The following is a 21,328-nucleotide window of genomic DNA, read 5'->3' on the forward strand; positions in this document are numbered from 1 at the left end:
AATAATGAAAGATAGAAATCCTTAACTAAATTGGAAATGCATTAATATAATGCTGCCGGTAATTAATTTTAGCTCTTGTTCACTCTTGGACTCGTTAGTTGAGCAGCAACCCGCCATAAATAAGTGAGCAAAAGACTACCAGAGCCGGGTGGATTTTAAATCTAATCAGGGCAATGCCTGAGAATGCAGCTATTACTAGCATATGTATCGGACCTGAGTTCTCAATCCCTTCGGTAAAGAATCCCATGGTCAACCAAGCCATCATCAGAGCGATAACTGGCCGTACCCACTGGCTCATGCGCTTTACACGGAATGAATTACGATAGCGATAAAGTACACCAAGGGAGCCTAACATTAATAATAATGAAGGGACTACAGTGGCAAACACGGCAACCATCGCACCGGTAATGCCAGCCACTTCGTAGCCCACGTAGCCCGCCATCTTTGTTGCGATGGGGCTGGGGAGTGCATTACCCAGCGCCAAGGTTTCAGCAAATTCTTGAGAGTTCATCCAGCCATAATGGCCAACCACCTCTGATTCAATTAGCGGGATGATCGCCGGCCCGCCACCATAGCCGATGATGTTTGGAACAAAAAAAGCACAGAACAGATCCCAGTAAATCATTCAGTGGCCTCGTTATTTTTGTATGTCTGTTCGGGGAGCAGCCATGCCATCATCAGTAAACTGCCAATAATCCAACCCGGATGGATTCCCAGCCAATAGATAAGCACTCCGGCCACAATCATAATAATTAAGCTTACGAACAGTCCAAGGGTCTTGTGGGATTTATCCCAAAAATCCCAAGTCAGTTGACCCATCATGACCATGACTACAGGTACGACTGCTTGGCCCATGCCCTGAATCCAGCCAATATCCCGATATCGACTAAAAATACTTAGCAATAGGATCATTCCTGCAATCATCGGCAGAATAACGGCCAGGACTGCACTGATACAACCAAGTACACCACCAACGCGATATCCGATATACCCGGGGAGCTTAGTGGCTATTGGCCCCGGCAAGACGTTGGCAATGGCTAGTACATCGGCAAATTCTTCCTCTTCGAGCCAGCCGTAACGTTTGACCACTTCTTGATGCACGAGAGGGATCATCGCAGGCCCTCCACCGAATCCAAGCAGGCCGATACGTATAAAGGCCATGAAGAGAGAGCCTTGTGATGCTGGCTTCATACGAAATGCCTCGCATGCAAGCAAGGCATGAGGCAAAAACAAAAAGATGTTATCTTCAGATGAAGAGTGCCCATAAAGTATTTTTCCTGATTAATCGTTATTTTTATGAAAAATCGATTATTATCGGAATCTATACTTAACGTAACGTTGCGTCAACTCTTAAATAACTGATCCTAATAGTGCTACATCGACAGGGCCGGTAAGCAGACACGCCGTAAACTCATCCCTGGGGGCTCCGCCGCGCCATCCCTGGCGCAGAGGGTCCGCTTAGCGGAACCCAGTCACTGTCGGGAGTGATCTACCATTCGGAGCAGTTATTTAATTCAGAATGGTTTAATCAGGAGAAATAGTGGACATGAAGCACACGAGTAGCAGTACCACGGCGGCGAGCTGTATGTTCAAGACATTACGCCAGGACCTGATCAGCGGACGCTTTGCTGCGGGAGAGAAAATCTCTATCAGTGCGCTCAAGGAGCATTACCAAGTAGGATTGAGCCCACTTCGTGAAGCGCTGAACAGGCTGGCTGCCTACGGCCTGCTTATCCAGGAGAATCAACGTGGTTTTCGTGTGCCTAAACTGTCGCACAACGAGCTTGATGACATTACCGACATGCGCTGCAAGCTGGAAGGGATGGCGTTAGAGCGGGCCATATCCAACGGAGATGCAGAGTGGGAGTCCCAGCTGGTAGCAGCTGCATATCGACTAAATCGTGTGGAGCATGGTCAAGTGGAGACCTCTGAGTGGGAGGCTGTTCATGTGCACTTTCACCGGACACTGGTAGCTCCTTGTGGCTCCGAGTGGTTAACGCGTTTCATCGAGCAATTGCATGATCAATTTGATAGGTACCGACGTTTGGCTCCGCCGATACCTGAAAGCCGTACTATTTTGGACGCACAGCATAATGAACTCGTAGAGCTGGCACTCCAACGTAGGACTATTGAGGCTCAAGAATTATTAACAGAACATATCCGTTTGTCCTATAAGATAGCGCTGGGTAGCTGTCGGGATCAGCATGATTGAGCATGCAGTGGCGCCTGCCATTCTGTAGCTGCGTTTGTGCGCACCTGCTGCCTATATTACCGCAAGGCTTGTTTGAAGATGCCTGCCTCGACCTGCTGCGGGGTGACTACGCCGGTATCCAGCACCCAGCCGCTGATAAGCTCGGCCGGGGTGACATCGAAAGCGGGGTTGAACACCCGCGCCCGCTCCGGGGCCCATTGGCAACTGCCGAAACTGCCGGAAACACCGGTGACCTCCGTCGGCTCACGCTGCTCGATGGGAATGGCGCTGCCATCGGGGCAGCTGGGATCGTGGGTGGTGTGCGGCGCGGCCACATAGAAGGGGATGCCATGGTGCCGGGCCAGCACCGCCAGGTTATAGGTGCCTATCTTGTTGGCGACGTCGCCGTTGGCGGCGATGCGATCGGCACCGACCCAGATGGCGTCCACCTCGCCCCGGGCCATGGCTACTGCGGCCATGGAGTCACAGATCAGCTGATAGGGTATATCCAGCTCGCCCAGCTCCCAGGCGGTGAGCCGGCCGCCCTGTAGCAGGGGACGGGTTTCATCCACCCACACGCCGGTGACCTTGCCCTGCTCATGGGCCCGACGGATCACTCCCAGGGCGGTGCCGATGCCTGCGGTGGCCAGGCCACCGGTATTGCAGTGGGTCAGCAGCCGACTGCCGGGGCTGACCAGCTCGCTGCCGTGCATGGCAATGGCATCGCACAGTGCCCTGTCTTCGTCTACCAGCCGATAGGCCTCGGCGATAACCGCGCTGACCATGTCGGGCTGCCCGATGGCCTGGGCCATGCGATCCAGGTTGTTCATCAGGTTGACTGCGGTGGGACGGGATGCGCGCAGGGTGAGCAGTGATTGCTGCAGCTCGGCCTGGTCGACGCCACGGCTGGCGAGCACCGCCAGCAGCAGGCTGGCGGACAGGCCGATCAGCGGCGCGCCGCGCACCTTGAGGGCGCGGATATAGGAGACCAGTTCTTCAACCGACTCGCAGGGCAGCCACAGGCTTTGCTGGGGCAGGGCCTGCTGGTCCAGTATCCACAGGCGGCCATCGGTCAGTTTCAGGCTGGTGGCGGCAAGGTCTTTCATCATCACAGGGCTCCTCTCGGCGGTTGCGCATCTGCCACCATTCTGCCAACATGCCGTTTGGATGTATAGGCGTCTACACTCTTTTACGCCTACGGGTTTTATTTTATATTGCTGCTCCTTATGGCAGATGCTTCCGGCCCAGGCGGAGAGTCTGCTTGTCAGGCCATGACTTGGTTCCGGGAGGAGTGGCTTTAACTAACTCTAGTGATTATCACCAGCAAGCAGGGAGACCTTGCCCCATGAGCCGTTACCGTATTTTCAACACCCAAGATGCCATCGAATACGCCCGCGAGTTCGGTCACAGTTTCGACGCCGACAGCCGGCTGAGCGCCGAAGAGATCGGAGATGGCAACCTGAATCTGGTGTTTAAAATTCACGAAGAAGGTACGGATCGGCGGCTGATCGTCAAGCAGGCTCTGCCCTATGTGCGCTGTGTGGGGGAGTCCTGGCCGTTGACCCTGGATCGGGCGCGGATCGAGGCGGAGGTGCTGCTGCGTCACGGTGAATTCTGTCCCGAGCACACGGTGGCGGTACTGCATCACGATGCCGAGCTGGCGATCATGGTGCTGGAAGATCTGTCCCACTGCCAGGTCTGGCGCACCGGCCTGATCGCCGGTAAAACCTACCCCAAGGCAACGGCTCAACTGGGGGAATACCTGGCACAGACCCTGTATCATACCTCGGACTTTCATCAGTCTACCCAGGCCAAGAAGGCCGATGTGGCCCGCTTTATCAACCCGGAAATGTGCGAGATCACCGAAGATGTGTTCTTTACCGATCCCTATCGTGACCATGAGCGCAACAATATCAATCCGGACATCCGTGCCGACGCCGAGCGGCTGTGGGCCGACCGGCCGCTGAAGGCTCGGGTGGCGACGCTCAAGCATGCCTTCCTGACCCGTGCAGAGGCGTTGTTGCATGGTGATGTGCACTCCGGCTCCATCTTTGTCGACGAGGATACTCTCAAGGTATTCGATGCGGAATTCGGCTATTACGGTCCCATGGGCTTTGATGTGGGGTCGGCCATTGGCAACCTGCTGCTGAATTTCTGCGGCCAGCCCGGTCTGCGGACGCCGGAGCAGGCACCGGGCGCCCAGGATGCCCGCATTCAGGATGTGCTCATCCTGTGGCAGACCTTCAGCCGGCGGTTTGCCGCCCTGGCGGCCGACAACCGGGATCAGGCCCTGGCCGAGCCCGGCTATCTCGATGCCTTTCTGGGGCAGGTATGGCGGGACAGCCTGGGCTTTGCGGGTACCGAGCTGATCCGCCGCACCATAGGTATCGCTCATGTCGCCGATCTGGACGGGATCGCCGATGCGGCTGTCCGGGCTCGCTGTCAGCGTACCGCCCTGGCGCTGGGCCGGGATCTGATCCTGTCAGCCGACAGCCTGCACGACAGCCAGGCTCTGGTGAACCTGCTCACTTCTTACCGCTAAGATGCGGGACTTGGCCGGTATTTATCAATACAATGTCAGGCAGGTCTTTACAGCTGACGGTTTTCCATGGCAGACGAAACGACAAAAACCAAGAAGACGAACACACTAAAATCGGCCAAGCCCGCAAAGTCGGGCAGCGGCAGCCAGGTGCAGTCACTGTCCCGAGCCCTGCTGCTGCTGGAACGACTGGCAGACTCCGATATGGGCATGTCCCTGACCGAAGTGGCCGGCAGTCTGGGGCTGGCTCCTTCCACCACCCACCGGCTGTTGAACAGCCTGCGCAGCCATGATTTCGTGGATGTGGACGAGTCCCAGGGCCTCTGGTCGATCGGAGTCAATGCCTTTTCCATCGGCAATGCCTACCTGAAAAAGCGGGACTTTATCGCCCAGGCCCGGCCTTTTATGAAACGGCTGGTGGCGGAAACCGGCGAAACCTCCAACCTCGCCATCCTGGAAAAAAACAGCGTGGTCTATGTCGGCCAGGTGGAATCCCCCCAGACCATGCGCATGGTGGTATCGCTTGGCAGCCGTTCGCCGCTGCATGCCTCGGGAGTGGGCAAGGCCTTGTTATCGGCGATGCCGCGGCGGGAGGCCATGGACATCATCAAGAAAACCGGCATGGTCACCTTCACCGGCCATACCATTACCAGCCCCAGCCAGTTTGAGCAGGAGCTGAACAAGATCAGTCTGCAGGGCTATTCCCTGGACGACGAAGAGCAGTTCGAGGGCCTGCGCTGCATTGCCGCCAATATCTACAACGAGTATGGAGAAGCGGTTGCCGGCATCTCCATTTCGGGCCCGGCGGTACGGGTTAAGTGGGAGCGCATCCCCATGCTCAGCGCCCTGGTGATGGATGCCGCCCGAGAGGTGACCAAGGCCATTGGCGGCCAGGTGCCGGCGCTGTTGAAGAAAACTCACGACGGCTGATGCTGCCGGCCGGCTCCTGAAAGCCATAGCGAGCGACCTCCGATGGCGGTCGCTCTCTCACTTACTCCTTATTCCAATCAGTACATCCCGCTTCATTGTTTCAATCGCCTGCTTGCTGCTCCTGGCCCAGGTGCATCATCAACCGGCCCCGTCCCCGGCGAACCCTGTTATTGATCCGAGAATACTGGCGAAAACCAGGCTCAGCTGTTTGACTTAATATCAACTCAGGGAGGAGGTCAGACAATGAAAATGGCAAAACACTATCCGGGCTTGGGTGGCGTCGCACTGGCTGCGGGCCTGCTGCTGGTATTTCCGCTGCTGGATTCGGCTACCAGCCTTGATACGGGTGGCACTGTCCATGCGAAGGCGGGAGATAATGGTCACGGCAACGGCAACGGCAACGGCAACGGCAACGGCAACGGCAACGGCAACGGACGCAGTGCCGATGGCGGACATGGTCATGCCGGCCGGCAGCACTCGTCAGAACATTTGGGCAGAGGCAAATCATCCGGTTATCACCATGGCAGCCTGACCAGCGCATTGGGCAGCCTGAATGCCGGCCATGCTTCCGCCAATGCCCGCCTCCATGCCAACCCCGACTCCAGGGTCGGCCTGATCGCCCGCTATGAGCAGGCGGTATTGGCAGGGCGGGAACTCAGTGGCGAACTGGCGGCTATCGATACGCAACTGGCGGAGCTGAGCAGCCGGCGTGAACAGTTGCGGGCTGTTGATCCCGAGGATGTCGATCAGCGGATTATCGAGCTGCAAGCCGAGATAGCGGCCCTGGATCCGAACTCACCCGGCTATCAGCAGGATTTTGATGCCCTTAACCGGGAACTGGACGAACAGCTGGATGCGGCGCTCTATACCAAATCGGATCTCAAGACGCTCGAGGGGCAGATTGTCGAGCTTGAAGCCCGACATGCCGAGGTTGAACAATCACTGGAATATGCCGAGCAGGCCGAAGCCGATGCGCTGGACGCCGCCGCCAACAAGCCGGTGACCGATAAGGTAGTGTCTGGCTTGAAGGCGTTGCTGGGACTGGAGTAACCAGTGTGGTGTTAAATTGACGGCGCCTGAAAACAATAAAAGCACCCGAGGGTGCTTTTATTGTTTATTGGAGTTAACGGTTTAGCCGACCCACTGAGTAACCTGGGCGTAGATAAGGAAGCCCATGGCGATGGCGATCCAGACGGCAAACAGGGGCAGGAAGAACTTCACCCACTTGTTCCAGGTAACACCGGCCAGGGCCAGGGTCGCCATAAAATAGCCTGAGGTGGGGTAGAGGATATTGCCCAGACCATCACCCAACTGGTAGGCCAGTACCGCAGTCTGGCGGGTCACACCGACCAGATCGGACAGGGGGGCCATAATCGGCATGGTTACCAGGGCCTGACCGCTGCCTGACGGTACCACGAAGTTAAAGCCAAGCTGGGCAAAGAACATGCCGATGGCCGATAAGATGGCGGGGAAACCGCCGACCAGGTTGCCCAGGCCATAGACCAGGGTATCCATGATCTGGCCTTCTTCCAGGACCACGGCAACGGCGCGGGCGATACCACAGATCATGGCGCCTACCAGCACATCGCGGAAACCTTCGTTGAAACCTTCACAGATATCGGTGGTTTTCAGGCCGGCAATCAGCCCCACGACCACACCCATGATGATGAACAGACCGGCCATTTCCATCATGAACCAGCCCTGGGTGAGTACGCCCCAGACCAGCAGGCCGAAGAAGCCAAAGGCGGCGAGGGAAGCCCACTTCTGACGGCTGGTCGCAGTCAGTTCAGTCTCGTCGGCACCATGCAGGTAGCGGGCACGCTTTTCTTTTTCCTTGGCATCGTCGCTCATCAGGCTCAGCTCGGGATTAGCGCGTACCTTGAGGGCGTAGCGGGTAACATAGAAGATACCGACCAGCAGGATGGCGGCAAAGGCCAGGGCGCGCAGCAGCAGCCCGGAGTAGACAGGCAGATCGGCCAGTTGCTGGCCCAGGCCGGTGTTGATGGGGTTAAGCACACCGGCGGTAAAACCGGCGGTGGTGGCGCACAGGGCCACGGCGGCGGCGGTGACCGAGTCGAAGCGCAGGGCGATCATCAACGGCAGGATCACGGGAACATAGACCAGCGCCAGCTCCTGGGTCCCGATCAGGGTGGCGATCACCGCAAAGGTGGTCATCAGCACCGGGATGATAACTATGCTGTTGTTGGCAAACTTGCGGGTAAGCTTATCTACGCCCACCTCGATGATGCCGGTGCGGCGCAGCACCATGAACATGCCGCCAATGATAAAGGTGAAGAACACCACGGTACCGGCGCTCATCAGGCCCTTGGGAATGGCCAGCATAAAATCGACCAGGCCAATCGGGTCGGACTCAATCACCTGGTAGGAGTTTGGATCTATGGTCGTGCGACCGTTGGGGCCGGGTATCCGATCGTATTGACCGGCGGGCACTATGTAGGTAAGTACAGCGGCAATGGCGCTGAACACGAACAAGATGACATAGATATGGGGCATCTCGAACGACTTCTTTTTCTGTTCTACCGTGTCGGCGGAAAACTGATTGGCTTTAGGCATGGGTTCCATGACCTCTCCCTCTTTACACATCAACTGATTAAAGTCCATTTATGCTGGGCTTGCGTAACTTTTTAATAAGGCGACTGGTGCAACTCGTTTCCAGTATTTTTGGGCTGGTTGGCGGTGTGCTTTTATCAACCTCACAAGCATTATTAAACATTCCATAACAAGAGATCAACATTTTTGGAATCTATTTCCACTGAGTGGAAGTTGAGTCCCTTGTGATTTTCTCGCTGGTTATCAATCAGTTTTTCATTTTAAGTAATTGTTTTTTAATGGTTTTATTGTTTCGTGTCGAGCCTGGCAATAACTTCGTTAATATTTATATCTTTTTTCTTAAGCCGTTGTTTTATTTATTTTTTGGATTTTTTGTTCTGATTTTAAAGGAGTAAAAATACAATTTTATTATTTTTTGTATTTGTAATTATTATTGGTTGATTACATTATCTTATCGGTCGTTGTTTTTATTTTGTTTTTGTTTTGTGTTCATTTTTAATGTGCTTATGGCGGGCCGGCAATATTCGAGGGGCCATGCCACTGAATATCTGCGGGGAAGGGGGCTTCCATGGCGACTTGGCAGCGCCACACTTGAGGTGATGTCTCATGCCGTGATGGGCGGATAACAAGCAGGGTGGCGCGAGCTCGCCGAGTGGGGACAGTGCCCATAACCAGATTGCCGGGCGATAACCGCAGGTAGGGCTCTTCAATCAGGGTAAACAGGTCGCGTAATCTGACTTCAGGCGTTACCGAATGCGTTGGGAAAGGGCGGTGCAGGCCTTGCCGACGAGTGGGGAACTAGCAGCCGGGGAGCGGCAAAATAAAAGACCCGCCGGGTGGCGGGTCATGAGGCAACAGGCAGGTGGAGTGGCTCAGTCTAGGGCGACTTCCAGCTGGCCCGGCTCGATATGGAACAGATCGCAGTTGTCATCCTTGCCGATACGGTCGACGATGATAAAGCGCTGAGAGTCATTGAGCGAGATCAGCGGGTGGTGCCAGGAATCGGTGTGATAGTTCACCCCCTGTCGGCCATTGGTAATAAACGCCTTTATCTCTTCTGGCTTGATTTCAGGCCCCCGGGGGGCCACCAGCACCAGGAAAGGCTGGTTATCAAGCGGGATAAAGGCCTGTGAGCCCTTGGGATGTTTTTCCATCAGGGTTATCGCCAGCGGCATCTGGTAGGGCGCCACATCTACCAGGCTGATACCGACATGGGCCTGCTCACCCTGGTATTCGGCCTTGGCTACATCATGAAAACGCAGGGCATTACCATCATTGATGTAGAAGTTGTGCTGATTTTCAGACTCAATCACGTCACCGAAGGCGGCGAAGGCTTCCGCCGTCAACGGCTGGGCAATAATTCTTAATGTCATAATTCATCCTTGGTGCTTTGACCTTAACGTACTCTATCGAACCTGTGCATGGCGGGGCTCGCCTTGAGTCACGGTGTGTTCGCCGGCCTATGGCCGGCTTTGTATCCCTAAGCGCTTGATGCCTATTCGGGCAGGATCAGGATCGCGCGAAAATCATTGACGTTGGTGCGGGTGGGGCCGGTGTCCACCAGGCTGTCCAACTGGGCAAAGAAGCCGTAGCTGTCGTTATTGGCCAGGTAATCCTCGGCCTGTAGGCCGGCCTGCTCGGCCCGCCGGTACAGTTCCGGGGTGATCAGGGCACCGGCGTTGTCTTCCACCCCATCGATGCCGTCGGTATCGGCGGCCAGGGCATAGACCCGGCTCAGCCCCTTCAGCTCGTTGAACAGGCTCAGCATGAATTCGCTGTTGCGGCCGCCCCGACCATTGCCCTTGATGGTCACCGTCGTTTCACCACCGGACAGGATCACGCAGGGCGCCGAGATCGGCTGGCCGCATTTGACCACCTGTTTGGCGATGGCCGCGTGCACCTTGGCCACCTCGCGTGCCTCCCCTTCGATGCAGTCACCCAGTACCAGAGGGGTGATGTCGTGGGACATGGCCAGATCGGCAGCCGCGTCCAGGGCATCCTGGGGGGTGGCGACCATATGGAACTCGGCGCGGCTGAGGCGTTCGTCGCCGGGTTTGATGGTTTCCGATTCCGGGCTCTGCAGCCAGGCGCGGACATGATCCGGCACCTCGATGCCATAGTTGTCCAGGATGGCGAGGGCCTGGGCCGAAGTGGTGGGGTCGGCGACGGTGGGACCGGAGGCGATAACAGTGGGCTCGTCGCCGGGCACATCGGAAATCCCCAGGGTAATCAGCCGGGCTGGATAGACGGCGGCGGCCAGGCGACCACCCTTGATGGCGGACAGGTGCTTGCGCACGCAGTTCATCTCGTCGATGGCGGCACCGGATTTCAGTAGCGCCTTGTTGACGGCCTGCTTGTCGGCCAGGGTCAGTCCCGGTGCCGGCAGGCTCAGCAGGGAGGAACCGCCGCCGGACAGCAGACAGATCACCAGATCGTCTTCTCCCAGGGAGCTGACCAGCTCCATCATGCGTCGGCCGACCCGTTCGCCGGCATCGTCGGGCACCGGGTGGGCGGCCTCGATAATCTCGATGCGCTCGCAATCGGCGCCGTGTTCATAGCGGGTTACCACCAGCCCGGACAGCTCGCCTTGCCAGATGGAGTCCAGCTCGGCGGCCATGGAGGCGGCGGCCTTGCCGGCACCGATGACAACGGCTTTTTGACGAGTATCTTCCGGCAAAAAGGCGGCCAGGTTGCCTTTGGGCAGGGCGGCGGCCACGGCGGTGTCGAACAGTTGCCGTAAAACTGCTTCTGCGTTTATGTCCATTGCAAGATACTCCTTAAAAAACCTCTGTTTATTTTACTTACTGTTGTACTGCAGCGGAACGAGGCATGAGTGGGGCAGCCAACTTGCTTACAGAGCTTGCACAAAGCCCCCTGAGTGAAAGGTCTGTGCGGCAAGCGGCTGCCCCTTGTGCCAGCTGCTCGGTGGTTGAAGCCTAAGACCCCCGAGCGGCTATGCCGACCTGTTACTCGCCACGGATATTGTGGTTAGCCAGGTGTTCCAGTGCCTTAACCATGCCGGAATGATCCCACTCGCTGCCACCCAGGGCGGCGCAGGTGTTGAACAGTTCCTGGGCGCTGGCGGTGTTGGGCAGGGCGACACCCAGCTCGCGGGCACCGGTCAGGGCCAGGTTCAGGTCTTTCTGGTGCAGCTTGATGCGGAAGCCTGGATTGAAGGTGCCCTTGACCATGCGCTCGCCATGGACTTCCAGGATCTTGGACGAGGCGAAACCGCCCATCAGCGCCTCGCGCACTCGGGCAGGATCGGCACCGGCCTTGGAGGCGAATACCAGGGCTTCGGAAACCGCCTCGATATTCAGGGCAACGATGATCTGGTTGGCGACCTTACAGGTCTGGCCGTCGCCATTGCCGCCCACCAGGGTGATGTTCTTGCCCATGGCGTCGAACAGCGGTTTGATGCGATCGAAGGTAGCCTGCTCTCCGCCCACCATGATGCTCAGGGTGCCGTTGATGGCGCCCACTTCACCGCCGGACACGGGGGCGTCCAGGTACTGGGCACCCAGCTCGTTGACCCGTTTGGCAAACGCCTTGGTGGCGATGGGGGAAATGGAGGACATGTCCACCACGACCTTGCCTTCGGACAGGCCCTTGCCGATGCCATTGTCACCGAACAGCACTTCTTCCACCTGGGGGGTATCGGGCACTATGGTGATGATGACTTCGGCGGCGTCAGCCACGGCGGCGGGGGTCGGCAGGGCGATGCCGTTGTCACCCAGCAGATCGGCCGGAGCCGGCTTGTAATGCTCGGAGAAATAAAGGGTATGGCCGGCTTTTTGCAGATTCTGGGCCATGGGCTTGCCCATGATACCGGTACCGATAAAACCTATTTTCATGATGTGTTCCTTCTTGATTTGGTGGGGCGCCGGCCCCGGAGGGAGCTAGTACTCCAAAGCCGGCGTCCATAAACATGTTCAGGCCGTGTTCAGATGAAGGAAGGATGCAGCCAAGCCGACCGTTGGTGCCAGGGCCGGACAATGCTCTTGCCGTTCCGGCGTGCTGCACCTTCCTTCGTCTGTTCCAACCATCAGGTCTGGTTAGTTCAGGTTATACTGCTGCAGCCAGCCCAGACCGGCTTCGGTGGTGGTGGCCGGCTTGTATTCGCAGCCAATCCAGCCTTGGTAGCCCACTTCGTCCAGGTACTTGAACAGGAAGCCGTAGTTTATTTCACCCGTGCCCGGCTCGTGGCGGCCCGGGTTGTCGGCCAGCTGCACATGGTTGATGTTGGCCAGGTTGTTCTGCACGGTACGGGCCAGGTCGCCTTCCATGATCTGCATATGATAGATGTCGTACTGCAGGTACAGGTTGGCGCTGCCCACTTTTTCACGGATGGCCTGAGCCTGTTTGGTGTTGTTCAGGTAGAAGCCGGGAATATCCAGGGTATTGATGGCTTCCATCACCAGCCTGATGCCGGCCGCTTCCAGTTTGTCGGCGGCGAATTTCAGGTTGGCGACGAAGGTGGCCTCGGCCTCTTCCTCAGACACACCGGCAGGATGGATGCCGGCCAGGCAGTTCACCTGGGTATTGCCCAGTACCTTGGCGTAGGCAATGGCCTGCTCCACGCCGGCGCGGAATTCCTCCACCCGATCCGGATGGCAGGCGATACCGCGCTCGCCACCGTCCCAGTTACCCGCAGGCAGGTTGAACAGCACCTGGGTCAGGCCGTTGGCGTCCAGACGGGCCTTGATCTCTTCAGCAGGGAAAGCGTAGGGGAACAGGTACTCCACCCCCTTGAAGCCGGCCTTGGCGGCGGCATCGAAGCGGTCCAGGAAGTCCACTTCGGTAAACAGCATAGACAGATTGGCGGCTAATTTCGGCATAACAATGTCCTTCACTTGATTCATGTGAGCCGAGCAGCTGGCAGGGGATTACCTCCCCTGCCAGAGACCAGCTTAGTCGAGCAGTGAAATGGCGGTCGGGGCGTCGGCGCCTTTCTCGGCCAGTTCTTCGAATTCGTTGATGGCGTCGATTTCCACACCCATGGCGATATTGGTGACCCGCTCCAGGATGATTTCAACCACCACCGGTACCTGATGCTCGGCCATCAGTGCCTTGGCCTGCTCAAAGGCGGGGGCGATCTCTTCCGGCTTGAATACCCGGATGGCCTTACAACCCAGGCCTTCGACCACGGCCTTGTGATCGACACCGTACTCACCCAGCTCGGGGGCATTGATGTTTTCAAACGACAGCTGTACGCAGTAGTCCATGTCGAAGCCGCGCTGTGCCTGGCGGATCAGACCCAGGTAGGAGTTGTTCACCAGTACGTGGATGTAGGGCAGCTTGAACTGGGCACCCACCGCCAGTTCTTCAATCATGAACTGGAAGTCGTAGTCACCGGACAAGGCAACCACCTGACGACCGGGCTCGGCGGCACACACACCCAGGGCGGCCGGAATGGTCCAGCCCAGGGGGCCGGCCTGACCACAGTTGATCCAGTTACGCGCCTTGTACACGTGCAGAAACTGGGCTGCGGCGATTTGCGACAGGCCAATGGTGGACACATAGGTGGTGTCGCGACCGAAGACCTTGTTCATTTCTTCGTATACGCGCTGTGGCTTGACCGGCACGTTGTCGAAGTGGGTCTTGCGTTGCAGGGTGCGCTTGCGCTCCTGGCACTCGCCAACCCAGGCGCTGCGATCCTTCAGCTTGCCGGCGGCCTTCCATTCCTTGGCCACTTCCACGAACAGCTTCAGCGCTTCGCCGGCGTCGGAGACGATGCCCAGGTCCGGCCCGAATACCCGGCCGATCTGGGTCGGCTCGATATCCACGTGCACGAACTTGCGACCCTTGGTGTAGACGTCGACGGAGCCGGTGTGGCGGTTGGCCCAGCGGTTACCGATACCCAGCACGAAGTCAGAGGCCAGCAGGTTGGCGTTACCGTAGCGGTGTGAGGTCTGCAGACCGCACATACCGGCCATCAGCTCGTGATCGTCGGGAATGGTGCCCCAGCCCATCAGGGTCGGGATAACCGGTACGCTCACCAGCTCGGCAAATTCGGTCAGCAGGTCGGCGGCATCGGCGTTGATCACGCCACCACCGGAAACCAGCAACGGCTTGTCGGCATCGTTGAGCATGGTCAGGGCCTTTTCCACCTGGATACGGGTGGCGGCCGGCTTGTACGGAGTCATCGGCTGATAGGCTTCGGGATCAAACTCGATCTCGGCCATCTGTACATCGAACGGCAGGTCGATCAGGACGGGACCGGGGCGACCGGAGCGCATGATGTGGAAGGCCTGCTGGAAGGTACCGGGTACCTGGGCCGGTTCCATGACGGTTACCGCCCATTTGGCGACCGGCTTGGCGATGGACTCAATGTCGACCGCCTGGAAGTCTTCCTTGTGCATGCGGGCACGGGGGGCCTGGCCTGTGATGCACAGGATCGGAATGGAGTCGGCAGAGGCGGAGTACAGGCCGGTGATCATATCGGTGCCGGCGGGACCGGAGGTGCCGATACAGACACCGACATTGCCCGGGTTGGCGCGGGTGTAACCCTCGGCCATATGGGAGGCGCCTTCCACGTGGCGGGCCAGCACATGGCTGATCGAGCCAAGACCGCGCAAAGCGGCGTAGAAGGGATTGATGGCCGCGCCGGGAACACCAAAGGCTTTGGTAACACCTTCCAATTCCAGGATTTTGGCGGCTGCTTCGATTGCTTTCATTTTAGCCATAGCTGGTACCCATTCATCTGCGGTGCCGAGGCACCTGAGTTATTTGTTGATACTGGGGTTGGAAAGCGGTCCCGCCTGGTGACGGCGGTTAACAACTGCTTAACCCATGCACTGATAATACAAAAAAAAATGTGACGATCAACATGTTTTTGGAAATCATTTTTGTATTGTGGAATCTTGTCGATTTTGCGATTTTGGCTGTCGCTTTGGTCGATTATTGATAAGTTATTGATATTATTGCTTTTAGTTTTATTTATTGAGTGTGTTAGGGGTTTTGGGGCGCTTTTTTAACAAAAGAATCAGGCTTTTTTGTTTTTTTCGTATTGTGGAAATGGATATTGATTTTTCTGTCTGGGGTCTTGGTGCTGTCTGGGGAACGTGACCATGCGGGTCGGTGTGGGGGAGGGGATGAGGGTAGGCAGGCGCCGCCGCGCCTGCCGGTTGGCTGTGCCTGTCAGACCAGGCCGCGATGCTCCCGCTTGGCGGAGCGTACATCCTTGATGATGGCGCCGAGGATGACGACGAGGACCAGGGCCGAGACGGTCGGCCAGATCAGGATATAGGCGGCCATTGCTAATTCACTCATGTTGTTGCTCCTGTTAGTGCTGTGCCATTGGGGCATCTTGGGATGAGGCTGAGGCGGCCACGATATCGGTTTCCTGGTGATCGAAATGGCCGGTTCGCCGACGGATCAGTTCGAAGTCGAAATGTGTGGGCTTGAGCAGGCTGATGCCGGTACATACCAGGGTGCTGACCCCGTAGGCGGTCAGCGATGACAGCAGCACCGTGTAGTCCCGCAGGAAGCCGATGCTGAAGATTGCCAGCAACAGGCCTCCGAGCAGGCCGCTGAGCAGTCCGATCCTCTTTCCGCAGAAACCGAAGGCCATCAGTCCGATCACGACGCCGCCGCCGATACCGGCAATGATTTCGAACAGCACGGCGATGGCCCCGCTCATTGGCAACAGTTCGAAGCGGGCAACACAGAAGAAGGCCAGCCCGGCCAGCACCGCCGAGGTAAAGGCGGTATTGGTGACCCGGCTCCAGTACATGCTGGCGATGACGGGGAAGACCACGGCTCCCCACAGGGCGCCGACAAACACCAGCATGACCAGTATATTGAGCGAAAAGCTGGCCATGATGATGCCGATGGTGGTCGCGACGACCATGGTCAGCCGGCCGAGCAGCAGCATCTTGCGCGGGTCGGCCTTGCCCCTGGCGATATTCTTGCCGTAGATATCGGTCATTACTATTGCCGACAGGGCCGCCAGGTCAGAGTCGGCGGTGGAGGACAGGGAGCCGATGACCAGGATAAAGAACAGGCCAATCATCACCGGCGACAGGTAGCTGGAGATAACTTGCGGGATGATATTGTTGGTGTCGCCGTCAAGGGGCTCCAGTCCGACGATGGCGGCCATCAGCCCGATCATACCCAGGCCGATGACGATGGCGGCATAGCTGATGGTGGCTGTGATAAACGTCGGTTTGATCAAATCCTGGCGCACCGCGAACAGGCGTTGCGATATGGTCTGGTTACCGATGGCATAGGCCAGCACGGCGACGAAGAAGGGCGCGCCCTGCTCCATGATGGCCTCGGTGGAAAAGAAGTCGGCCTGCTCGACGGTCAGCGCCGACATGTTGTCGACCAGTACCTCGGGCCCGCCCATGGCAAACAGCACCATGGGGATGATCACCACTGCGATGGCGATCATCGCTGCCACCTGGGCCACATCGGTGAGTACAGAGGCGCGAAATCCGGACCAGAAGGTATAGGCCAGCACGCCGACGCCCGCCATCAGCACCCCGTGCTGGAAAGACAGGGGCGACAGCACCGAGACCAGGGCGCCGGCGGCGGTGAAGTTTACCATCAGGCTGATCAGGCTGCCCAGCAGGTTGGATAAGGCCAGCATCAGCTGGCTGGAGGAGCCGTGTCGGGCGTGGATTACCTCACCCAGGGTATGGGCCTGGGGGGCCAGCTTGCGGATGCGGATGCCGAAGGGGTAGATAAATAAAATCATCAGTGCCCCCCATAGTCCATAGTGCAGCGGTCCGGACAGGCCATAGGTAAAGCCGGAGGTGGCTGCCGCGTAGAAGGACGCGGCCCAGATCCAGGTGGCGGTCATGCTGGCCGCGGAAATGCCGTAGCCGATATTCTGGCTGGACACCATATAGCCGTCGGCATCTTCATCCTTCTTGTTGATGAACAAGGTCATCAGGAAGGTAGCCAGGTAGAAGCCGGCCATCAGCAGGAAAACGGTGGTGGCGGAAAACTGATAGAGAGGGCTGTCTGTCATTGTTGAAGTACCTTATTTTTTCTTCGCAGGGCCAGGCTGGTGGAGAAGGTGGCGACGAATTGAAATGGGGGAGTGAGCGCCGGTTGTGGCGGCGGGGCATGGCAAAGCAGCTGAGGGTGATCTAGATCACCCTGAATCATATTCGGGAGCATTCCCTAACACCTCTTGATGTTGTCGAACGGACGTTAACCGGAGCATGCGGGCCCGGGAGGGCGGCATGCTGTTGATGGCCAGGCTAAGTGGCCGGTAGTGGTTCGGCGGAGCGAGTCGGTTCCGGCCGCCAAACAAATTAGTCAAAACGGCTGTATCGATGCCATTTTGGACGGCCATTATACACATTTTCGAGCTGTTATGGCCTTTGGGGGCGATTTTTGTTTAGTGGGCGAAGCTGATTTAGGTGTGTCATTATTTGTTTTTTAAATGCATCATTTTGATATTAAATGATTTTTGTTTTTGGTGATGTGTTTACTTCAGGTTGTTTCGATGAAACTGCTTATCGTCGTTACTATTTTTTCTTGAGTGTTCTCTGGCGCAGGTCGTGGCTTTTCGTGTGTGGCAAGGGCGACGGAAGGGCTTTGTTCACGTTGTTATTGCTTTGCAAAAATCCGTTTTGCAAAGGTAAAGGCAGTATCATTCGTCCTATCTGACCAGGAAAGCGCCCATAGGATCATGCGTTAATGTCTGTGGTAGAGGTATAAAGGGCATCTCAGGTCGCTGCTTCACATGAATTTTGCGATGCACAAAAAAAGAGTTGTAAAAGCTTTTTGTGCAGTGCAATAATGCTCTTGCGCGCCGAAGCTGTTGTCTTGGTCTGACTGTTGGCGTGCCGGGCGATATGGCCCCTTCATTCTCAGGAGACTTCAGATATGTCATTTTTCGATTTCGATAAGATTCAGAACGCCCAGAAAGCCAACCTGGAGCTGTTGCAGCAACTGAACGGCGCCCTGTTCACCGGTGCCGAGCAGCTGGGTCAGTTACAAGCCAAGGCGCTGCGTACCATCGGCGAAGAGTGCTTCGAGAACGCCGCCAAGTTCTATGCGGTACGTGACGCTCAAGCCTTTGCCGAGCTGCAGCTCTCCCTGTTCAACCCGACCGTACAGCTGGAACGGGCACTGGAGTTCAATCGTGAGGCCCTCAGCCTGATCTCCGGTGTGCAGGCCGATATCGCCAAACTGGGCGAACAGCAGGTTGCCGCCGGCACCAAGCAGGCCAAAGAAGTGGTAGATGCGCTGGTCAAGAATGCCCCTGCCGGGTCCGAGCCCGCCGTGGCTGCCCTCAAGTCGGTCATGGCCAATGCCGACAGCGCCTATGAGAGCGCTCAGAAAGCGACCAAGCAAGCCGTCGAGATGGCCGATAATGCCGGCAAGAAAGCGGCTGAGTTTGCCGAGAATGCCGCCAAGCAGGCCGCCGAGATCGCCGAAAAAACGACCAAGCAAGCCGCCGAAACCGGTATCAATGCCGCCGCTGCGGCCAGCAAGAACAACCGTGCCGCCAGCAAAGCAAGTGCATAACGACTAATTAAGCGGTACAGAGGTATTTGCGGCGACTTGGATTATTCCTTGTCGCCGCTTTTTTTGTTATCCGGGTCGTCGGCGCCGGATTTGTCCGTAAAGCCGCCGAACAGGCCGAACATGTTCTGGGTGTTCTGGTAGAGGGCCTTCGACTGCTCCATGTACTGGCGCATCAGCTCCTGCATCATGGGGGCCTGTCCGTGCATGAAGTCGCGCCACGCCTTGGATGACTGGGTGCCGGCCTGGGTCTGAATATCGATCATTGACTGGATGCTGTCTTCCAGGTAGCTGCCGAGCACGCTCTGAAAGGGGCCGTAGAATCGGATGATGTTTTTCAGCATGTCACTGGAGAAGATAGGGTCCCCGTCGCTTTCCGCTTCCTGGATGATCTGCAGCAGTATGCTGCGGGTCAGATCTTCGCCTGTTTTGGCATCCACCACCTGAAAGGGTTCCTGTTCGAGCACCAGGCGGCGAATGTCGGCGAGATTGAGGTGGCTGCTGGTGCGGCTGTCGTACAGGCGGCGGTTGGGGTATTTCTTGATAATGCGGATATCGTCCTGACTGCTGTCTGACATGCGACCTGCTCTTATTGCTTGAATATTAAGGAAGTGTATCCCAATCGACGGCACCGCTCAATTTAGCGGCGCCTCCCCGGGCCGGGCCGATCTTGACGCGGGTGCAGGCCCGCGCCGCAGACGGGCGGGCCTGGATTATTACTGCCGCGGATCATCGGCCGGATTGACATAGTTGACCTGCCAGGGGCCGACCGAGTTCAGCTGAACCACGGTTTCACCCTCCGCGATGGCATAGTGGCGCATGGCCGGCGGCATGGCAGTGTAGCTGCCGGCCGGCAGGCGATGCGCATTCTCCCTGGCCTGGCTATCATCCATGCCCAGGTAGAAGGTGCCACTCAGCACCGTCACCCGCTCTACCCCGGGATGCCAGTGCAGCGGTACCCGGTAACCATCGGGCAATTTCAGCCGCAGGGTAAAGATACCGGGTTCGGCCGGGTTACCCTCCAGAACCACAAAGCGGGAGCCGGCCGGCAGCGAGGCCGGACCATCCTGCCAGCTCATCTGATCTGGCGGGTAGAGCAAGTGCTGCCCCGGGCCCGGGTCCGCCATATCGGCGGCCAGTGCCAGCATGGGCAGGGCGGCGCTCAACAGGCAGCCGGCCAGACCTGTTCGGAGTTTCATGATATTTTCCTCCCTAGAACGGGCCCGCTCATTCGACCGGGCCCTGTTTAAAGCGTAATACAGAAGGCATAAGGGTGGAGCCGTGCTGTAACCCCTTGGACGAGGACACTGAACTGGACCTGACCATCTGCTATTATTCCGCCACGAACAGGCTCTCAACTGACTAGGAAAACAGATGCAAATTGCTGATAACACAGTGGTGCAGTTCAACTACACCTTGAAGGACGAAGATGGCCAGGTGCTGGACACCAACACCGGCAAGTCGCCGCTGGCTTACCTGCACGGTCACAACAACATGATGGAAGGTCTGGAAAAGGTGCTGGCCGGCAAGAGCGAAGGCGACAGCTTTACCGTGACCCTGCCCCCCGCCGAAACCTATGGAGAGCGTGACGAAGAGCTGACCCAGCGTATTTCGGTCAAGCACCTGCAGGGCGCCAAGCGCTGGGAGCCGGGCATGGCGGCGGTGATCAACACCGAAGAAGGTCAGCGCCAGGTGACTGTGCTCAAGGTCGGCAAGTTCATGGCCGATGTGGACTTGAACCACCCGCTGGCGGGCCTGACCCTGACCTTTGATCTGGAAGTGGTCGGTGTGCGTGCCGCCACCGAGGAAGAAATCGCCCACGGCCATGCCCACGGCGAAGGCGGCCATCACCACTGAGCCGCAAGGGTGAACCAGCAAAAAGGCCGGGTAGATACTACTCGGCCTTTTTGCTGGGTGAGGCTGATGGGGGCATGGGCGCTATGGTCCGGGCTAGAGCGCTATCTCCTTCGGCTCAACCAGCCTCAGGTAGTCTTTCATGGTCAGGCTGAACAGCTCACGGTAACTGCCGGCACTGAAGACGATCTCTTCCTGTTGGGCGAGTTCGCTGTCTATATACACCGGCATTTCATACAGGTTGCCGAAGGGCGGCAGGGCGCCGACTTCGCAGTCGGGAAACTTCTCGCGGAAATTGCTTTCATGTATGAAGGTCGCCTCCTGCGCCGACAGGGACCGGGCCAGGCGGTCGGGATGGATTATCTTGGGAGCGGGCAGCACTACCATTGTCATCTGGCCATCCAGCGTCATAATCACCACCTTGGCCATCACCTTGCCCGGTATATGGGCGGCCTCGGCCACCTCCTGAGCGGTAAACGCCGGCGAGTGGGAGATGACCCGATATTTGACTCCCTGTTGATCCAGGTATTGTTGCAATCGTTTGGCCGGCATAATCAGCCCTCCTCGACAGATACTGAACGTCGGTTGAAGTATAGGCCATGGGGAGGATGCGGGCGGCGTAGCATGAGCCCTGACGGGAGTTCGGTCTGACTGATCTTCCCCCGATAAAGCGGACACCCCTTTCGAGCACGCCGTCATGACTTCATATTCGGACTGGGGAAAAGGCAAGACCTGATCCCGTGATCAATTGCCATTAA

The 21,328-nt window shown here is 57.5% G+C and carries 20 protein-coding genes; 6 read left to right on the forward strand and 14 right to left on the reverse strand.

Going from position 1 to position 21,328, the window contains the following annotated elements:
• Window positions 1-94 precede the first annotated feature (94 nt).
• Both DCS96_RS12640 and DCS96_RS12645 read right to left on the reverse strand, forming a co-directional pair.
• Entirely contained in the window at window positions 95-625 is a 531-nt protein-coding gene (locus DCS96_RS12640) for a chromate transporter (RefSeq protein WP_116474760.1), read from the reverse strand.
• Window positions 622-1,191, reverse strand: coding sequence for a chromate transporter (locus tag DCS96_RS12645; protein ID WP_116474761.1), 570 nt, complete (start codon window positions 1,189-1,191; stop codon window positions 622-624). The genes DCS96_RS12640 and DCS96_RS12645 overlap by 4 nt, the downstream gene beginning before the upstream one ends.
• Before the next feature lie 394 nt (window positions 1,192-1,585).
• Here DCS96_RS12645 and DCS96_RS12650 point away from each other — a divergent pair, with 394 nt between their 5' ends.
• The gene (locus DCS96_RS12650) at window positions 1,586-2,212 is read left to right on the forward strand and encodes a GntR family transcriptional regulator (protein ID WP_198650071.1); all 627 of its coding nucleotides are present in this window, start codon (window positions 1,586-1,588) and stop codon (window positions 2,210-2,212) included.
• 56 nt (window positions 2,213-2,268) lie between these two features.
• Here DCS96_RS12650 and mtnA read toward each other — a convergent pair whose 3' ends face one another.
• Window positions 2,269-3,300 carry an S-methyl-5-thioribose-1-phosphate isomerase gene (gene mtnA / locus DCS96_RS12655; protein ID WP_198650072.1) on the reverse strand — a complete coding sequence of 344 codons (1,032 nt, stop codon included), beginning with the start codon at window positions 3,298-3,300 and terminating at the stop codon, window positions 2,269-2,271.
• 236 nt (window positions 3,301-3,536) lie between these two features.
• Here mtnA and mtnK point away from each other — a divergent pair, with 236 nt between their 5' ends.
• The 3 genes from mtnK to DCS96_RS12670 all read left to right on the forward strand — a co-directional run bounded on the left by mtnK (window position 3,537) and on the right by DCS96_RS12670 (window position 6,710).
• A complete protein-coding gene (mtnK, locus tag DCS96_RS12660; protein WP_116474763.1) occupies window positions 3,537-4,733 on the forward strand; it encodes an S-methyl-5-thioribose kinase in 1,197 nt (398 codons plus the stop codon).
• Between the two features lie 66 nt (window positions 4,734-4,799).
• Entirely contained in the window at window positions 4,800-5,660 is an 861-nt protein-coding gene (locus DCS96_RS12665) for an IclR family transcriptional regulator (RefSeq protein ID WP_116474764.1), read from the forward strand.
• Window positions 5,661-5,903: 243 nt separating this feature from the next.
• Window positions 5,904-6,710: a hypothetical protein gene (locus DCS96_RS12670; protein WP_116474765.1), complete on the forward strand. Its 807-nt coding sequence runs from the start codon at window positions 5,904-5,906 to the stop codon at window positions 6,708-6,710.
• An 81-nt stretch (window positions 6,711-6,791) separates the two neighbouring features.
• Here the strand turns inward: DCS96_RS12670 and DCS96_RS12675 are convergent, their stop codons facing one another.
• The 8 genes from DCS96_RS12675 to DCS96_RS12710 form a co-directional block, all read right to left on the reverse strand.
• Window positions 6,792-8,243, reverse strand: coding sequence for a YfcC family protein (locus tag DCS96_RS12675; protein ID WP_232818273.1), 1,452 nt, complete (start codon window positions 8,241-8,243; stop codon window positions 6,792-6,794).
• Between the two features lie 860 nt (window positions 8,244-9,103).
• Window positions 9,104-9,604 carry an ureidoglycolate lyase gene (locus tag DCS96_RS12685; protein ID WP_116474767.1) on the reverse strand — a complete coding sequence of 167 codons (501 nt, stop codon included), beginning with the start codon at window positions 9,602-9,604 and terminating at the stop codon, window positions 9,104-9,106.
• Window positions 9,605-9,726: 122 nt separating this feature from the next.
• Window positions 9,727-10,995 carry a glycerate kinase type-2 family protein gene (locus DCS96_RS12690; RefSeq protein ID WP_116474768.1) on the reverse strand — a complete coding sequence of 423 codons (1,269 nt, stop codon included), beginning with the start codon at window positions 10,993-10,995 and terminating at the stop codon, window positions 9,727-9,729.
• A 202-nt stretch (window positions 10,996-11,197) separates the two neighbouring features.
• Window positions 11,198-12,085, reverse strand: a complete 888-nt coding sequence (gene glxR / locus DCS96_RS12695; RefSeq protein WP_116474769.1) for a 2-hydroxy-3-oxopropionate reductase — start codon at window positions 12,083-12,085, stop codon at window positions 11,198-11,200.
• Between the two features lie 201 nt (window positions 12,086-12,286).
• The gene (gene hyi, locus DCS96_RS12700; protein ID WP_116474770.1) at window positions 12,287-13,069 is read right to left on the reverse strand and encodes a hydroxypyruvate isomerase; all 783 of its coding nucleotides are present in this window, start codon (window positions 13,067-13,069) and stop codon (window positions 12,287-12,289) included.
• Between the two features lie 72 nt (window positions 13,070-13,141).
• Window positions 13,142-14,917 carry a glyoxylate carboligase gene (gcl, locus tag DCS96_RS12705; RefSeq protein WP_116474771.1) on the reverse strand — a complete coding sequence of 592 codons (1,776 nt, stop codon included), beginning with the start codon at window positions 14,915-14,917 and terminating at the stop codon, window positions 13,142-13,144.
• A gap of 454 nt (window positions 14,918-15,371) precedes the next feature.
• Window positions 15,372-15,503 carry a putative transporter small subunit gene (locus DCS96_RS18875; protein WP_232818274.1) on the reverse strand — a complete coding sequence of 44 codons (132 nt, stop codon included), beginning with the start codon at window positions 15,501-15,503 and terminating at the stop codon, window positions 15,372-15,374.
• 13 nt (window positions 15,504-15,516) lie between these two features.
• Window positions 15,517-17,208, reverse strand: coding sequence for a sodium:solute symporter family protein (locus DCS96_RS12710; RefSeq protein WP_116474772.1), 1,692 nt, complete (start codon window positions 17,206-17,208; stop codon window positions 15,517-15,519).
• An 866-nt stretch (window positions 17,209-18,074) separates the two neighbouring features.
• Here DCS96_RS12710 and phaP point away from each other — a divergent pair.
• Window positions 18,075-18,719 (forward strand): TIGR01841 family phasin, encoded by a 645-nt coding sequence (gene phaP, locus DCS96_RS12715; protein ID WP_116474773.1) that lies wholly within the window; start codon window positions 18,075-18,077, stop codon window positions 18,717-18,719.
• Between the two features lie 41 nt (window positions 18,720-18,760).
• Here the strand turns inward: phaP and phaR are convergent, their stop codons facing one another.
• On the reverse strand, window positions 18,761-19,294 hold the full coding sequence (gene phaR, locus DCS96_RS12720) for a polyhydroxyalkanoate synthesis repressor PhaR (protein WP_116474774.1): 534 nt from the start codon (window positions 19,292-19,294) through the stop codon (window positions 18,761-18,763).
• A 138-nt stretch (window positions 19,295-19,432) separates the two neighbouring features.
• Complete coding sequence (locus tag DCS96_RS12725) at window positions 19,433-19,915, reverse strand: cupin domain-containing protein (RefSeq protein ID WP_198650073.1); 483 nt, start codon at window positions 19,913-19,915, stop codon at window positions 19,433-19,435.
• A gap of 175 nt (window positions 19,916-20,090) precedes the next feature.
• Here DCS96_RS12725 and DCS96_RS12730 point away from each other — a divergent pair, with 175 nt between their 5' ends.
• On the forward strand, window positions 20,091-20,573 hold the full coding sequence (locus DCS96_RS12730) for an FKBP-type peptidyl-prolyl cis-trans isomerase (RefSeq protein WP_116474775.1): 483 nt from the start codon (window positions 20,091-20,093) through the stop codon (window positions 20,571-20,573).
• A 93-nt stretch (window positions 20,574-20,666) separates the two neighbouring features.
• Here the strand turns inward: DCS96_RS12730 and DCS96_RS12735 are convergent, their stop codons facing one another.
• Window positions 20,667-21,122 carry an aminoacyl-tRNA deacylase gene (locus tag DCS96_RS12735; protein ID WP_116474776.1) on the reverse strand — a complete coding sequence of 152 codons (456 nt, stop codon included), beginning with the start codon at window positions 21,120-21,122 and terminating at the stop codon, window positions 20,667-20,669.
• Between the last annotated feature and the right edge of the window lie 206 nt (window positions 21,123-21,328).

The organism is Zobellella maritima (genome assembly GCF_003075035.1).
Lineage (GTDB): Bacteria > Pseudomonadota > Gammaproteobacteria > Enterobacterales > Aeromonadaceae > Oceanimonas > Oceanimonas maritima.